We start from the raw sequence: 13,924 nt of genomic DNA, 5'->3' as shown, positions 1-13,924 counted from the left end.
TCCCACCATTCAGCGACGTTCGATTGGCACGAACTTGCGCTGCTCAACGCCGATGTACTCGGCGCTCGGACGGATGATGCGGTTGTTGGCACGCTGTTCAAATACATGCGCGGCCCATCCTGTCAGCCGCGAGCAAACGAAAATCGGCGTGAACAGCTTGGTCGGGATGCCCATGAAGTGGTACGCCGAGGCATGGTAGAAGTCGGCGTTGGGGAACAGTTTCTTTTGCTCCCACATGGTCTTGTCGATGGCTTCGGAAACCGGGAACAACACGGTGTCGCCCACTTCGTCGGCGAGTTTTTTCGACCAGCCCTTGATCACTTCATTACGCGGGTCGCTGTCTTTATAGATCGCGTGGCCAAAGCCCATGATCTTGTCCTTGCGCGCCAGCATGCCGAGGGTGCCTTCCACCGCTTCCTGGGCGGAAGAGAAACGCTCGATCATCTCCATCGCCGCTTCGTTGGCGCCGCCGTGCAGCGGGCCACGCAGGGAGCCGATGGCGGCGGTGACGCAGGAATACAGGTCCGACAGGGTCGAGGCACACACGCGGGCGGTGAAGGTCGACGCGTTGAATTCGTGCTCGGCGTAGAGGATCAGCGAGACGTTCATCACTTTGACGTGCAAGTCGCTCGGCTTCTTGTCGTGCAACAGGTGCAGGAAATGGCCGCCGATGGATGGCTCGTCGGTCACGCAATTGATGCGCTGGCCGTCGTGGCTGAAGCGGTACCAGTAGCACATGATCGCCGGGAACGCCGCCAGCAGGCGGTCGGTCACGTCGCGCTGCACGCTGAAGTCTTTCTCCGGCTCGATATTGCCCAGGAACGAGCAACCGGTGCGCATCACGTCCATCGGGTGGGCGTCGGCGGGGATGCGTTCCAGTACTTCTTTCAGTGCCTGGGGCAGGTCGCGCAGCTTGCCGAGCTTGGCGGTGTAGGCAGCCAGCTCGGCCTGGGTCGGCAATTCGCCGTAGAGCAGCAGGTAGGCGACTTCTTCAAACTGCGCGTCGGCGGCGAGTTCACGCACGTCGTAGCCGCGATAGGTCAAGCCGGCACCGGCCTGGCCCACGGTGGACAGTGCGGTTTGCCCGGCGACCTGGCCACGCAGGCCAGCGCCACTGAGTACTTTTGCTTCGGCCATGGTTATCTCCAATCTTGTCTTTATTAGGGAAGCGTCTCGCTGAAGCGTCACACCGCCCCTTGCAGGAGCGAGCTTGCTCGCGAAAAACTTCAGGGCGCCGCGTTCATTCAGGCTAAGCGCGTTATCGTTAACGATCTTCGCGAGCAAGCTCGCGCCTACAAGTATCCGGGTGCGTTACTTCTTGGCGGCGAACAGCGCGTCGAGCTTCTGCTCGAAGGTGTGGTAGTCGATGCGATCGTAAAGCTCCATGCGGGTTTGCATGGTGTCGATCACGTTCTGCTGGGTGCCGTCGCGACGGATCGCGGTGTAAACGTTCTCGGCAGCCTTGTTCATGGCGCGGAAGGCCGAGAGCGGGTACAGCACAATGGAAACATCCGCAGATTTCAACTGATCGACCGTGTAGAGCGGCGTGGCACCGAACTCGGTGATATTAGCCAGGATCGGCGCTTTCACGCGGGAGGCGAACAGTTTGTACATCTCCAGCTCCGTGATGGCTTCCGGGAACACCATGTCGGCACCGGCCTCGATGCAGGCGGCGGCACGTTCCAGGGCGGACTCCAGACCTTCCACGGCGAGCGCGTCGGTACGGGCCATGATCACGAAGCTGTCATCGGTGCGCGCATCCACGGCGGCCTTGATACGGTCGACCATTTCCTGCTGGGACACGATTTCCTTGTTCGGACGATGGCCGCAACGCTTGGCGCCCACCTGGTCTTCGATATGGATCGCCGCCGCGCCGAACTTGATCATCGACTTGACCGTGCGTGCCACGTTGAACGCCGAGGAGCCGAAACCGGTGTCCACGTCCACCAGCAGCGGCAGGTCGCACACGTCGGTGATGCGGCGCACGTCGGTCAGCACGTCATCCAGGCCGGTAATCCCCAGGTCCGGCACGCCGAGCGAGCCGGCAGCCACCCCGCCACCCGACAGGTAGATCGCCTTGAAACCGGCGCGCTTGGCCAGCAGGGCGTGGTTGGCGTTGATCGCGCCGACCACCTGCAACGGCTGTTCACTGGCAACGGCGTCACGGAAACGCTGGCCTGGAGTAGTGTTGTTCTTGGAACTCATGACTCACCTCGTGATTGGGGCGCGCCGTCCGGGAAGTGACGGGCAATGTTGCGTTTGGAAGCGCCGATATGACGGCGCATCAACAACTCGGCCAGTTCACCGTCGCGATCGGCAATCGCGTCAAGAATGCGGTGATGCTCGGCAAAGGCCTGGCGTGGACGATTGGGGGTGGCGGAGAACTGGATGCGGTACATGCGCACCAACTGATACAGCTCGCCGCACAACATTTGGGTCAGGGTACGGTTACCGGCGCCTTGAATTATCCGGTAATGAAAATCGAAGTCGCCTTCCTGCTGGTAGTAGCCGACACCGGCCTGGAAGGCGGCATCGCGCTCGTGGGTGTGCAACACCTGGCGCAACTCTTCGATCTCGGCGTCGGTCATGCGCTCGGCGGCCAGCCGGCAGGCCATGCCTTCCAGGGACTCGCGGATTTCGTAGAGTTCGATCAGCTCTTCATGGCTCAAGGACACCACTCGCGCGCCCACATGGGGGATGCGCACCAGCAGGCGCTGGCCTTCCAGGCGGTGGATCGCCTCGCGCAGCGGGCCACGGCTGATGCCATAGGTGCGCGCCAGTTCCGGCTCGGAGATCTTGCTGCCGGGGGCGATCTCGCCCTTGACAATGGCGGCCTGGATACGCCGGAAGACGTTCTCGGACATGGTCTGGGAATCGTCTTGGGCCATCACTGGGGTTTCCAGTTGATCCAGCATATTGTCGACACCTTTAAAAGCAATGCCGCAAAAACTAGCCAATCAGCCCAGAATAGTCAAAGAATAAATACACATTGTCGACAATCTTCTAATAACCGGCCCTGCACCCTATCGGGGCATGGCCGGCTGCCAGCGCTGGCGCCAGAAAACCTTCATGTTAGAATGCCGGCCACTTTTGCCTCACATCCCTGGATGAAAAGGCGCACGAGGGAGTTTGCGCAGCAATGCCAGTCGCCTTGAATTGAACATCGCACTGCACCGCCTCAGGATTTATGAGACTCAAGCCCTTCCCCCTAATGTTTCTACTGTTTATACCGGGCCTTGGCGTTGCAGCCGAGAAGACCGTGTATGGGCTCAATGAATACGCCACGTTGGCCGGCATTGACCTGGAAGTGGCCGCCAAACTCGACACGGGCGCCAAGACTGCGTCCTTGAGTGCCCGCGACATCAAGCGTTTCAAGCGCAACGGCGAATCCTGGGTGCGCTTTTATCTTGCCATCGACGCCGCCCATTCCCACCCCATCGAGCGCCCCCTGGCCCGCGTGAGCAAGATCAAACGCCGCGCCGGTGACTACGACCCCGATGAAGACAAGAACTACACCGCCCGTCCCGTGATTGCCCTGGACATCTGCATGGGCACCGCTTTACGCAGTATCGAAGTGAACTTGACTGACCGCAGCGCCTTCCAATACCCGCTGCTGATCGGCTCCGAAGCGCTCAAACGCTTTGATGCGCTGGTCGACCCCAGTCTTAAATACGCGGCGGGCAAACCTGCCTGCGCCACCGACGCTCATACCGCTGAGTAATTTGAATGCGCTCTCTTAATCTGCACCTGAAAATCCTGATCGCCGTATTGGTGGTCCTGGGCATTTCGGTCACGGCCTATCAGATTTTCGTGCTGGGGATTCCTGTCACCGAGGACGCCACCGACGACCTGTGGAACATCGACGCCAAGGTCGAATTCGTCGCCAACGCCAAAGACCCGGTGAAGATCCAGATGTTCGTGCCGCCCCTGAGCCGCGACTTCGTCAGCCTGAATGAAAGCTTTATTTCGAATAACTACGGTGTGAGCGTCAACCGCCTCGATGGCAACCGCAAGGTCACCTGGTCGGCCCGTCGGGCCAAGGGCAACCAGACCCTCTACTACCGCTTGGTACTGACCAAGCGTTACAGCGGCGAAAAGGTCAAGGTCAAGGGCCCCACCTTCCGCGACAGCATTGCCGTCGACGGCCCGGAAAAAATCGCCGCCGAAGCCCTGCTGGCGCCGATCCGCCAGCACTCGGCCGATGTCGAGACCTTTATCAGCGAAGCCATCAAGCGCACCAACAACCTCAACGACGACAACGTGAAGCTGCTGCTGGCGGGCGACCCGTCGACACCGCACAAGGCCAAGATCGTCGAGTTGCTGCTGTCCATTGCCCACGTGCCGGTGGAAAAGGTCCACACCATCCGCCTGGTGGCCGACCAGCCACAAACCCCGGAACTCTGGCTGCGCAGCTTCAACGGCAATGACTGGCTGTACTTCAACCCCGACACCGGCGAACAAGGGCTGCCCACCGACCGCCTGCTGTGGTGGACCGGCGATGAAAACCTGATCACCGTCGACGGCGGCAAAAAGGCCATGGTGACCTTCAGCCTCAACAACAGCGAAATGAACGCCATTCGCCTGGCCAAGCTGACGGACGAGAATACCGACGCCAACTTCCTCGAATACTCGCTGTACGGCCTGCCGCTGCAAACCCAGCAGACCTTCATGATCATGGTGATGATCCCGATCGGCGTGCTGGTGATCCTGATCCTTCGCAACCTGATCGGCCTGCAGACCCTCGGCACGTTCACCCCGGTGCTGATTGCCCTGGCGTTCCGAGAGACGCAGCTGGGCTTCGGGATTGTGCTGTTCACCATTATTACGGCGCTGGGGCTGTCGCTGCGGTCTTACCTGGAACACTTGAAGCTGCAGATGCTGCCGAGGCTGTCGGTGGTGCTGACCTTCGTGGTGGTGCTGATCGCGGCCATCAGCCTGTTCAGCCACAAGCTGGGCCTGGAGCGCGGGCTGTCGGTGGCGTTGTTCCCGATGGTGATTTTGACCATGACCATCGAACGTCTGTCGATCACCTGGGAAGAGCGCGGGGGTGGCCATGCGATGAAAGTCGCGATCGGCACGCTGTTCGCGGCCTCCCTGGCCCACATCATCATGAGCGTGCCGGAGCTGATCTACTTCGTGTTCACCTTCCCGGCGATCCTGTTGATCCTGGTGGGTTTCATGCTGGCCATGGGTCGCTATCGCGGCTACCGCCTGACCGAACTGGTGCGCTTCAAGGCCTTCCTCAAGGCTGACTCGTAATGTTCGGCTTCTGGAAGACCTGGAAGGCCCTGGAAGCGCGGGGGATCATGGGCATCAACCGGCGTAACGCCGACTACGTGCTCAAGTACAACAAGCGCAGCCTGTACCCGATCGTGGATGACAAGATCATCACCAAGGAACGGGCCATGGCGGCCGGCATCCATGTGCCGCAGATGTACGGGATCATTTCCACCGAGAAGGAAATCGACAAGCTCGACGACATCATCGGTGGGCGCAGCGACTTCGTGATCAAGCCGGCCCAGGGCGCGGGCGGCGACGGCATCCTGGTGATCGCCGACCGTTTTGAGGGGCGCTATCGCACGGTCTCCGGCAAGATCATCAGCCATGAAGAGATCGAGCATCAGATTTCCAGCATCCTCACCGGCCTGTATTCCCTGGGCGGCCACCGTGACCGGGCGCTGATCGAATACCGGGTGGTGCCCGACCAGATATTCAAAAGCATCAGCTATGAAGGCGTTCCGGACATCCGCATCATTGTGCTGATGGGCTACCCGGTGATGGCCATGCTGCGCTTGCCCACTCGCCAGTCCGGCGGCAAGGCCAACCTGCACCAGGGCGCGATTGGCGTGGGTGTCGACCTGGCCACCGGGCTGACCCTGCGTGGCACCTGGCTGAACAACATCATCACCAAACACCCCGACACCACCAACGCGGTGGACGGCGTGCAACTGCCCAACTGGGACGGTTTCATGAAGCTCGCAGCCGGCTGCTATGAGCTGTGCGGCTTGGGTTACATCGGCGTGGACATGGTGCTGGACCAGGAAAAAGGCCCACTGATCCTGGAGCTTAATGCTCGCCCGGGGCTGAATATCCAGATTGCCAACGACTGCGGCCTGACCCTGCGTACCCATGCCGTAGAGGCTCGGCTGGAAGAGTTCAAAGCCGCCGGCGTGACAGAAACACCGGAAGAACGGGTAAAGTTTGTGCAGGAGATGTTCGGGCATATTCCTGCGGTTGAAGCCTGACCGCTCTGCCTATCCCCTCTAGGAGCAAATCCTGCAGGGGACTACAATCCCCTCCCCCGCGCACCGATGGCTCCGCCCCGCATGTCGATCTGTTCTGTACACCCGTTGCCCTACCGGGCCAACCCTGCCGAGTATTTTGCAGCGATCCGCCATGCCCCCGGCGCAGTGCTGCTGGACAGCGGCCGACCGGCTGCCGAGCGTGGCCGGTATGATTTGCTGAGTGCGTGGCCCGAGGCGACGCTGGCGGTACTGCCGGACGAAAGCGGCAGCGATTTCCTGCAACGGTTGCGGGAAAACCTGACGTTGCTGGGTGAAGCCAGCATTCCTGCGCCTTATGAGCTGCCGTTCGCCGGCGGCCTGATCGGTTACCTGAGCTACGACTTCGGCCGCCACCTTGAGCACCTGCCGCACTTAGCCGTGGACGATCTGCACCTGCCGGACGCGCGCTTTGGCCTGTACGCCTGGGCCTTGATCAGCGACCACCAGGCGCAGGCCAGCCAACTGGTGTTCCATCCCAAACTGGTGGAGAGCGAGCGGCAACGCCTGATCACCCTGTTCAGCCAGCCGGCCATCACCCCGCTGGAAACGTTCAAGCTGCAGGGCCCCATGGCTCCGGACGTGACTGCCGAAACCTACAAGCAAGCCCTCGCCCGCATCCAGGCCTACATCCAGGCCGGCGACTGCTACCAGGTCAACTTCGCCCAACGCTTCCGCGCCCCGTGCAGCGGCGATCCGTGGGCGGCCTACTGCGCCCTGCGCGAAGCCTGCCCGACGCCGTTTTCCGGGTTCCAGAGCCTCCCGGACGACGGCGCGGTGTTGAGCTTGTCGCCGGAACGCTTTGTCAAAATCAGCCAGCGCCAGGTGGAAACCCGCCCGATCAAGGGCACCCGCCCACGGGGCGCAACACCCGTAGAAGATGCGGCCAACGCCGCCGAACTGCTGGCCAGCCCCAAGGATCGTGCCGAGAACCTGATGATCGTCGACCTGCTGCGCAACGACCTGGGCCGCACCTGCCGTACCGGCTCGGTGAAAGTGCCGGAGTTGTTCAGCCTCGAAAGCTATCCGAACGTGCATCACCTGGTAAGCAGCGTCACCGGCGAGTTGGCCGACGATAAAGACGCCCTGGACCTGATCGCCGGCAGCTTCCCCGGCGGCTCCATCACCGGCGCCCCGAAGATCCGCGCGATGCAGATCATCGACGAGCTGGAACCCACCCGGCGCGGGCTGTATTGCGGTTCGCTGGTGTACCTGGACGTACGCGGCGAGATGGACAGCTCCATCGCCATTCGCAGCTTGTTGGTCAAGGATGGGCAGGTGTGCTGCTGGGGCGGCGGCGGGATCGTCGCGGACTCGGAGTGGCAGGCGGAGTACCAGGAGTCGCTGACCAAGGTGCAGGTTTTGTTACACACCTTGGAAAGCTTGTAGCACCCTGCCCCTTCCTGGCTCGCTGACGTAGAGCCACGCAGCAGAAAAGACCTGAATCAGTGCCGAAGTAGACGGGTTTGAAGCGGGAGGATAGCGTCCGGCTTCAACCGTCCACCCGCCGTCTGTGAAGGATCACATGAAGCGACTGCCTACTCGTCAGGAAATATTTCCGAGATTGCATCTGCCCTCAACCGCACCTATTATCTCCCAAATTGGGAGGTTGACGCGATGCGGATAATCGCTCTGTCGACGTTCCGAATATTCTGGGAAAGCCACCCCGGCTGCATGGATGCCAAAACGCCGCTGGTGGAGTTGTATCGCCATATGGAAAAGGCTACCTACCCAACCCCGCAGGCCCTCAAGGCAGAGCTAAGAACAGCGAGCATTCTCAAAGGGGGCCGGGTTGTGTTCAACATAGGTGGTAACAAGTATCGAGTGATCATGGCGATCAATTATCAGCGACAGCTTGCGTTCATACGTTTCGTGGGGACCCACGCGCAGTACGATCAGATCAACGCGGAGACCGTGTGATGAACATCAAACCTATTCATTCCCAGGAAGACCTGACCGCTGCGCTCGCGCGTGTCGAGCAGCTATGGGAAGCACAAATTGGCTCGCCCGAGGGTGACGAGCTGGAAATTCTCGCCATTCTTATCGAAAAGTACGAAGCAGAGCATTACCCAATGCCCCCTTCGGATCCCGTAGAAGCGATCAAGTTTCGAATGGAGCAGCTAGGCCTGACCGCCCGAGACCTGGAGCCTTTCATAGGGCCGAGCGGGCGGGTTTCCGAAGTGCTGAACCACAAGCGCAAGCTGAGCTTGTCGATGATTAAACGCCTGCATAAAGGCTTGCGCATTCCTTATGAGAGTTTGCTGGCAGGCGTTTAGGCTGTGCAGTGCCCACACCGGCCCAATCGCGGGCAAGCCCGGCTCCCACGTGGGAGCGCGGTCAACATGTGGGAGCTGGCTTGCCTGCGATGAGGCCATTGGCAACGCCAAATAACTTACAGGCTCAACTGCCGATTCGACGCCTTGATGAACGCTTTCTTCAAGTCCTCAAACGTATGCACCGCCGGGAACTGCGGGAATTCGCGGATCACGTTCTCCGGCGCGTGGAACAGAATCCCGCGGTCTGCCTCACCGAGCATGGTGGTGTCGTTGTAGGAGTCGCCGGCGGCAATCACCCGGTAGTACAGGGTCTTGAAGGCCAAAACCGACTGACGCTTGGGATCTTTCTGGCGCAGTTGGTAGCTCACCACCCGGTCATTCTCATCGGTGATCAACCGATGGCACAGCAGCGTCGGGAAGCCCAGCTGGCGCATCAACGGCTGGGAAAACTCATAGAACGTGTCCGACAGAATCACCACCTGGAAGCGCTCGCGCAGCCAGTTGACGAATTCAATGGCGCCATCCAGGGGCTGGAGGGTGGCGATCACTTCCTGGATATCCGAGAGCTTCAGCCCGTGCTCATCAAGAATGCGCAGGCGCTGTTTCATCAGCACGTCGTAGTCGGGAATGTCCCGGGTGGTGGCCCGCAAGGATTCAATACCGGTTTTTTCGGCGAAGGCGATCCAGATTTCCGGGACCAGCACCCCTTCCAGGTCGAGACAGGCAATTTCCACAAGACACTCCCATTTAAAGTTATTGAGTTGAGCGAGCAAAAGGACTGCCGAACTCTAGCGATTCACGCTGGCCGCCGCAACGCAGGCGGGATTTTGTTACCATCGCCCCCCTATAGAGCGCTCAGCGCCATTGACCTGTAGGAACCGTCCTGATGAACCAAGCCTTCGACGTCGCTGAACTCGCCGCGACTTATGCCAACAAATCCGCCCAGGATATTCTCAAGCTGGCATTCAGCCAGTTTGGCGACGACCTGTGGATCTCTTTCAGCGGTGCCGAGGACGTGGTGCTGGTAGACATGGCCTGGAAGCTGAACAAGAACGTCAAGGTGTTCAGCCTCGACACCGGCCGCCTGCACCCGGAGACCTACCGGTTTATCGAGCAGGTGCGTGAGTTCTACAAGATCGACATCGAGTTGATCTCGCCGGACCAGAGCAAGCTGGAACCCTTCGTCAAGGAAAAGGGCCTGTTCAGTTTCTATAAGGACGGCCATGGCGAATGCTGTGGCGTGCGCAAGATCGAACCGCTGCGCCGCAAGCTGTCCGGCGTAAGCGCATGGGCCACCGGCCAGCGCCGCGACCAGAGCCCGGGCACCCGCAGCCAGGTGGCCGCGCTGGAAATCGACAGCGCCTTCTCCACCCCGGAACGCACCCTGTACAAGTTCAACCCGCTGGCGCAGATGACCAGCGAGGAGATCTGGGGTTACATCCGCATGCTGGAGCTGCCGTACAACAGCCTGCACGAGCGCGGTTTTATCAGCATCGGCTGTGAGCCGTGCACCCGTCCGGTGCTGCCGAACCAGCACGAGCGCGAAGGCCGCTGGTGGTGGGAAGAAGCGACCCAGAAAGAATGCGGGTTGCACGCCGGGAACATCATCAGCAAGGCGTAACCCGCCAGGCAAAACCTGTACACAAAAATGTCACCATCGGTGCCATTTTTGTGTGCACTTATAAAATCCTGCACCGAAAAGTTACATCCTCCCTCGCCGTACCTCCGCTTAAATCCTCTTCCTTTCCAGCAACACAAAATAAATAGCTGTTCAAACGGTCAATTTATATCGCTTTAAATTCAGTCGTTTATTTCCAATCACTCTAAAAACCAAATCACCCGCCGATTTTTCCGCGGAAAATCTGGCACGCATGTGGCTTAAGGCAAAACACACTTTGTATACAATTAATAAAAAAGATACATACACTTTGACGTCAGCCGCTCTCCTGCTGATGTCCAGGAGCCTGCCGGAATGCGTACAAGCCTCTCCAATAACATCGCACTGGATCTGCCCTCCTCCACCCTGAACCCCGAGGCCGCGAGCCCCGGCCCGCTGGTACTCAGCCCGCGCCTGCACAACAAGGACCTGGCGCCCACCAAGGCCGAAGGCCGCCGCTGGGGCCGCTACAGTATCTTTGCCCTGTGGACCAACGATGTGCACAACATCGCCAACTATTCCTTCGCCATCGGCTTGTATGCCCTGGGCCTGGGCGGCTGGCAGATTCTGCTGTCCCTGGGGATCGGCGCGGCGCTGGTGTACTTCTTCATGAACCTGTCCGGCTATATGGGACAGAAGACCGGCGTGCCGTTTCCGGTGATCAGCCGTATCAGTTTCGGCATTCATGGCGCGCAGATTCCGGCGCTGATTCGCGCAGTGATCGCGATCGCCTGGTTCGGGATTCAGACGTACCTCGCCTCGGTGGTTTTCCGCGTGCTGTTGACCGCGGTTCATCCAGGTTTTGCCGACTATGACCACAACGCGATCCTTGGCCTGTCGACCCTCGGTTGGGCGTGTTTTGTGGCGATCTGGTTGGTGCAACTGGCCATCCTCGCCTATGGCATGGAGATGGTGCGCCGCTATGAAGCCTTCGCCGGGCCGGTCATTCTACTGACGGTAGCGTCCCTGGCCGGCTGGATGTATTTCCAGGCAGGCGGCCAGATCGCCTGGTCGATCCGCGAGCCGCTGACGGGTGGCGAAATGTGGCGCAACATCTTCGCCGGTGGCGCGTTGTGGCTGGCGATCTACGGCACGCTGATCCTGAATTTCTGCGATTTCGCCCGCTCCTCGCCGTGCCGCAAGACCATCAAGGTCGGCAACTTCTGGGGCCTGCCGGTGAATATCCTGGTGTTCGCCAGCATCACCGTGCTGCTGTGCGGCGGGCAGTTCCACCTCAATGGCCGGGTGATCGAGAGCCCTACGGAAATCATCGCGGCGATTCCAAACACCTTCTTCCTGGTGCTGGGTTGCCTGGCGTTCCTGATCGTGACCGTAGCGGTGAACATCATGGCCAACTTCGTCGCGCCGGCCTTTGTGCTGAGCAACCTGGCGCCCAAGTACCTGAACTTCCGCCGTGCCGGGCTGATCAGCGCCACCGTGGCGGTGTTGATCCTGCCGTGGAACCTCTACAACAGCCCGCTGGTGATCGTGTATTTCCTCTCCGGGCTGGGCGCCCTGCTCGGGCCGTTGTACGGGGTGATCATGGTCGACTACTGGTTGATCCGCAAAAGCCAGGTGGACGTGCCGCAGCTGTATAGCGAAGACCCGAAAGGCGCTTATTACTACAGCCGTGGCGTCAATCTGCGCGCCGTAGCGGCGTTCATTCCTGCGGCAGTGATCGCCATTCTGTTGGCCCTGTTGCCCGGGTTCGCCCACGTGTCGCCGTTCTCCTGGCTGATTGGCGCCGGTATTGCAGGGCTGCTGTACCTGCTGTTCGCCAAGCGCCAGCCGTATTACGCCGATGTGAGCGGCGAAAGCATTGCAGTCGATAACGTCAGTCATTAAGTAAGGACATTCCATGCGCATCCTTGTGGTCAACGTCAACACCACCGAGTCCATCACCGAGGCCATCGCCAGACAGGCACGGGCGGTGGCGTCCCCCGGCACCGAGATCGTCGGCCTGACCCCGTTTTTCGGTGCCGAATCGGTGGAAGGCAATTTCGAAAGCTACCTGGCGGCCATCGCCGTGATGGACCGGGTCATGGCCTACGATCAGCCGTTCGATGCGGTGATTCAGGCCGGCTACGGCGAGCATGGCCGCGAAGGCTTGCAGGAGCTGCTCAACGTGCCGGTGGTGGACATCACCGAAGCGGCCGCCAGCACCGCGATGTTTCTCGGGCACGCCTACTCGGTGGTGACCACCCTGGACCGCACCGTGCCGCTGATCGAGGACCGGCTGAAACTCGCCGGCTTGTACCAGCGTTGCGCATCGGTGCGGGCCAGCGGCATGGCGGTACTGGAACTGGAGGAAGACCCGCTGCGGGCCATGGAAGCCATCGTGCGCCAGGCCGAGTTGGCGATCAGCGAAGACAAGGCCGAAGTGATCTGCCTGGGCTGCGGCGGCATGGCCGGGCTGGATGAACAGATTCGCTATCGCACGGGCGTGCCGGTGGTGGACGGGGTGACTTCGGCTGTAACCATTGCCGAAGGCTTGGTACGTCTGGGCCTGTCAACTTCGAAGATCCGCACGTATGCGACGCCGAGGCCGAAGAAAGTCATCGGCTGGCCGGGCAAGTTCGGGCGCTGAAGATCCAACATGTGGGAGCGGACTTGCTGTGGAGAGGGGCTTGTCCTGTGGTGAGGGGGCTTGCCCCCCGTCGGGCTCACCACCGATTGATGGGGCTGCTTCGCAGCCCAACGCGGGGCAAGCCCGCTCGCCACAGCAAGCCCGCTCACCACAGCAAGCCCGCTCCCACATTTTGATCCCCGCCAGGATCAAATGGCACTGAACCGCTGCCCCAGCTCGCGCTCGACAAACTGCTCCAGGATGAAATCCACAAACGCGCGGGTCTTGCCGGGCAGCAGTTTGTGTTCGGCGTAATACAGCGAGATGTTGCCGTCGTCCACGTACCAGTCGGGCAGCACCCGCACCAGTTGACCAACGTCCAGATACGGCACCGCCATCGGCATGCTGACCAGCGCAATCCCCAGGCCTTGGGCGCTGGCGCAGCAGGCGGCGCCGGAGTCGCTCATGGTCATGCGTGGTTTGAGCACCAGGGGGCGTTGCTCGCGGTTGCGGTGGGTGAGTTGCCAGGAACGCACGCGCCCGGTTTGCGGTGAGCGGATCAGGATGCCGTTGCACAGTGCCAAGTCCTCGGGCGCGTTCACCGGCTTGCGTTTGGCGAGGTACTCCGGTGAAGCCAGCAGGATCCGGTGCGCCGGTGCCAGCTTGCGCGCGACCACGCCCTGGGGCAGCTCGAAACCACCGCCGATCGCCGCATCGAAGCCTTGGCCGATCAGGTCCACCTGGCGGTTATCGAAATGCCAGTCGGGGTTGATGTCAGGAAAACGCTTTAAAAACTCCCCCAGCAACGGCACCACATAACGGTTGCCGAACACCGTGCCCATGCTCACTTTCAGCGTGCCCACCGGCCGCCCTTCGGCGCTGGCCAGGTTGGCCACGGCATTTTGAATGGTGGTGAGGCTGCCGCTGACTTCTTCCAGGAACAGCTTGCCGGCCTCGGTCAGGGTCAGGCGCCGGGTGCTACGCTGGAAAAGCCTTACACCGAGGCGCGCCTCCAGCTTGGCCACGCTTTTGCCCACGGCCGCCGGGGTGAGGCTCAGGTGCCGGGCGGCTTCGGCAAAGCTGCCACCTTCAGCGCTGCGCACGAAGCATTCGATACTGCCAAAGCTTTCCATATCGCCCTATT

At 60.8% G+C, this 13,924-nt stretch carries 14 protein-coding genes; 9 read left to right on the top strand and 5 right to left on the bottom strand.

Annotation, left to right across the window (positions count from 1 at the left end; all coding sequences use genetic code 11):
* Positions 1–9 precede the first annotated feature (9 nt).
* From prpC to HX855_RS28660, 3 genes are all read right to left on the bottom strand, one after another.
* Positions 10–1,137 (bottom strand): 2-methylcitrate synthase, encoded by a 1,128-nt coding sequence (gene prpC, locus HX855_RS28670; RefSeq protein ID WP_010176436.1) that lies wholly within the window; start codon positions 1,135–1,137, stop codon positions 10–12.
* Between the two features lie 174 nt (positions 1,138–1,311).
* Complete coding sequence (gene prpB / locus HX855_RS28665; protein WP_177082345.1) at positions 1,312–2,205, bottom strand: methylisocitrate lyase; 894 nt, start codon at positions 2,203–2,205, stop codon at positions 1,312–1,314.
* Positions 2,202–2,915 carry a GntR family transcriptional regulator gene (locus HX855_RS28660; RefSeq protein ID WP_008432676.1) on the bottom strand — a complete coding sequence of 238 codons (714 nt, stop codon included), beginning with the start codon at positions 2,913–2,915 and terminating at the stop codon, positions 2,202–2,204. The genes prpB and HX855_RS28660 overlap by 4 nt, the downstream gene beginning before the upstream one ends.
* A 272-nt stretch (positions 2,916–3,187) precedes the next feature.
* Between HX855_RS28660 and HX855_RS28655 the strand changes: the two genes are divergently transcribed.
* The 6 genes from HX855_RS28655 (at position 3,188) to HX855_RS28630 (ending at position 8,557) form a co-directional block, all read left to right on the top strand.
* Positions 3,188–3,721 (top strand): ATP-dependent zinc protease, encoded by a 534-nt coding sequence (locus HX855_RS28655; protein WP_177082346.1) that lies wholly within the window; start codon positions 3,188–3,190, stop codon positions 3,719–3,721.
* Positions 3,722–3,726: 5 nt separating this feature from the next.
* Positions 3,727–5,259 carry an inactive transglutaminase family protein gene (locus HX855_RS28650; protein ID WP_177082347.1) on the top strand — a complete coding sequence of 511 codons (1,533 nt, stop codon included), beginning with the start codon at positions 3,727–3,729 and terminating at the stop codon, positions 5,257–5,259.
* Positions 5,259–6,245, top strand: coding sequence for an alpha-L-glutamate ligase-like protein (locus tag HX855_RS28645; RefSeq protein WP_177082348.1), 987 nt, complete (start codon positions 5,259–5,261; stop codon positions 6,243–6,245). The genes HX855_RS28650 and HX855_RS28645 overlap by 1 nt, the downstream gene beginning before the upstream one ends.
* A gap of 81 nt (positions 6,246–6,326) precedes the next feature.
* Positions 6,327–7,670 (top strand): aminodeoxychorismate synthase component I, encoded by a 1,344-nt coding sequence (pabB, locus tag HX855_RS28640; RefSeq protein ID WP_177082349.1) that lies wholly within the window; start codon positions 6,327–6,329, stop codon positions 7,668–7,670.
* 228 nt (positions 7,671–7,898) lie between these two features.
* On the top strand, positions 7,899–8,201 hold the full coding sequence (locus HX855_RS28635) for a type II toxin-antitoxin system HigB family toxin (protein ID WP_177082350.1): 303 nt from the start codon (positions 7,899–7,901) through the stop codon (positions 8,199–8,201).
* Positions 8,201–8,557 (top strand): type II toxin-antitoxin system HigA family antitoxin, encoded by a 357-nt coding sequence (locus HX855_RS28630; protein ID WP_177082351.1) that lies wholly within the window; start codon positions 8,201–8,203, stop codon positions 8,555–8,557. The genes HX855_RS28635 and HX855_RS28630 overlap by 1 nt, the downstream gene beginning before the upstream one ends.
* A gap of 116 nt (positions 8,558–8,673) precedes the next feature.
* Here HX855_RS28630 and thrH read toward each other — a convergent pair whose 3' ends face one another.
* Positions 8,674–9,291: a bifunctional phosphoserine phosphatase/homoserine phosphotransferase ThrH gene (gene thrH / locus HX855_RS28625; RefSeq protein ID WP_177082352.1), complete on the bottom strand. Its 618-nt coding sequence runs from the start codon at positions 9,289–9,291 to the stop codon at positions 8,674–8,676.
* A 152-nt stretch (positions 9,292–9,443) separates the two neighbouring features.
* Between thrH and HX855_RS28620 the strand changes: the two genes are divergently transcribed.
* From HX855_RS28620 to HX855_RS28610, 3 genes are all read left to right on the top strand, one after another.
* Positions 9,444–10,178 carry a phosphoadenylyl-sulfate reductase gene (locus HX855_RS28620; RefSeq protein WP_010176442.1) on the top strand — a complete coding sequence of 245 codons (735 nt, stop codon included), beginning with the start codon at positions 9,444–9,446 and terminating at the stop codon, positions 10,176–10,178.
* Between the two features lie 351 nt (positions 10,179–10,529).
* Entirely contained in the window at positions 10,530–12,059 is a 1,530-nt protein-coding gene (locus tag HX855_RS28615; protein ID WP_177082354.1) for an NCS1 family nucleobase:cation symporter-1, read from the top strand.
* Positions 12,060–12,072: 13 nt separating this feature from the next.
* On the top strand, positions 12,073–12,801 hold the full coding sequence (locus HX855_RS28610) for an aspartate/glutamate racemase family protein (protein ID WP_177082356.1): 729 nt from the start codon (positions 12,073–12,075) through the stop codon (positions 12,799–12,801).
* Positions 12,802–12,989: 188 nt separating this feature from the next.
* Here the strand turns inward: HX855_RS28610 and HX855_RS28605 are convergent, their stop codons facing one another.
* Positions 12,990–13,913, bottom strand: a complete 924-nt coding sequence (locus tag HX855_RS28605) for a LysR family transcriptional regulator (RefSeq protein ID WP_177082358.1) — start codon at positions 13,911–13,913, stop codon at positions 12,990–12,992.
* Positions 13,914–13,924: the final 11 nt, after the last annotated feature.

Source organism: Pseudomonas sp. IPO3778, from assembly GCF_013386825.1.
Taxonomy (GTDB): Bacteria; Pseudomonadota; Gammaproteobacteria; order Pseudomonadales; family Pseudomonadaceae; genus Aquipseudomonas.
The sequence above is the reverse complement of the archived record's forward strand: the minus strand, read 5'-3'. Positions and strand labels throughout refer to the sequence as shown.

Excerpts from the sequence above, each read along its gene's own strand:
- prpC (WP_010176436.1), bottom strand. The coding sequence starts at position 1,137 with ATGGCCGAAGCAAAAGTACTCAGTGGCGCTGGCCTGCGTGGCCAGGTC.
- prpB (WP_177082345.1), bottom strand. The coding sequence starts at position 2,205 with ATGAGTTCCAAGAACAACACTACTCCAGGCCAGCGTTTCCGTGACGCC.
- HX855_RS28660 (WP_008432676.1), bottom strand. The coding sequence starts at position 2,915 with ATGCTGGATCAACTGGAAACCCCAGTGATGGCCCAAGACGATTCCCAG.
- HX855_RS28655 (WP_177082346.1), top strand. The coding sequence starts at position 3,188 with ATGAGACTCAAGCCCTTCCCCCTAATGTTTCTACTGTTTATACCGGGC.
- HX855_RS28650 (WP_177082347.1), top strand. The coding sequence starts at position 3,727 with ATGCGCTCTCTTAATCTGCACCTGAAAATCCTGATCGCCGTATTGGTG.
- HX855_RS28645 (WP_177082348.1), top strand. The coding sequence starts at position 5,259 with ATGTTCGGCTTCTGGAAGACCTGGAAGGCCCTGGAAGCGCGGGGGATC.
- pabB (WP_177082349.1), top strand. The coding sequence starts at position 6,327 with ATGTCGATCTGTTCTGTACACCCGTTGCCCTACCGGGCCAACCCTGCC.
- HX855_RS28635 (WP_177082350.1), top strand. The coding sequence starts at position 7,899 with ATGCGGATAATCGCTCTGTCGACGTTCCGAATATTCTGGGAAAGCCAC.
- HX855_RS28630 (WP_177082351.1), top strand. The coding sequence starts at position 8,201 with ATGAACATCAAACCTATTCATTCCCAGGAAGACCTGACCGCTGCGCTC.
- HX855_RS28620 (WP_010176442.1), top strand. The coding sequence starts at position 9,444 with ATGAACCAAGCCTTCGACGTCGCTGAACTCGCCGCGACTTATGCCAAC.
- HX855_RS28615 (WP_177082354.1), top strand. The coding sequence starts at position 10,530 with ATGCGTACAAGCCTCTCCAATAACATCGCACTGGATCTGCCCTCCTCC.
- HX855_RS28610 (WP_177082356.1), top strand. The coding sequence starts at position 12,073 with ATGCGCATCCTTGTGGTCAACGTCAACACCACCGAGTCCATCACCGAG.
- HX855_RS28605 (WP_177082358.1), bottom strand. The coding sequence starts at position 13,913 with ATGGAAAGCTTTGGCAGTATCGAATGCTTCGTGCGCAGCGCTGAAGGT.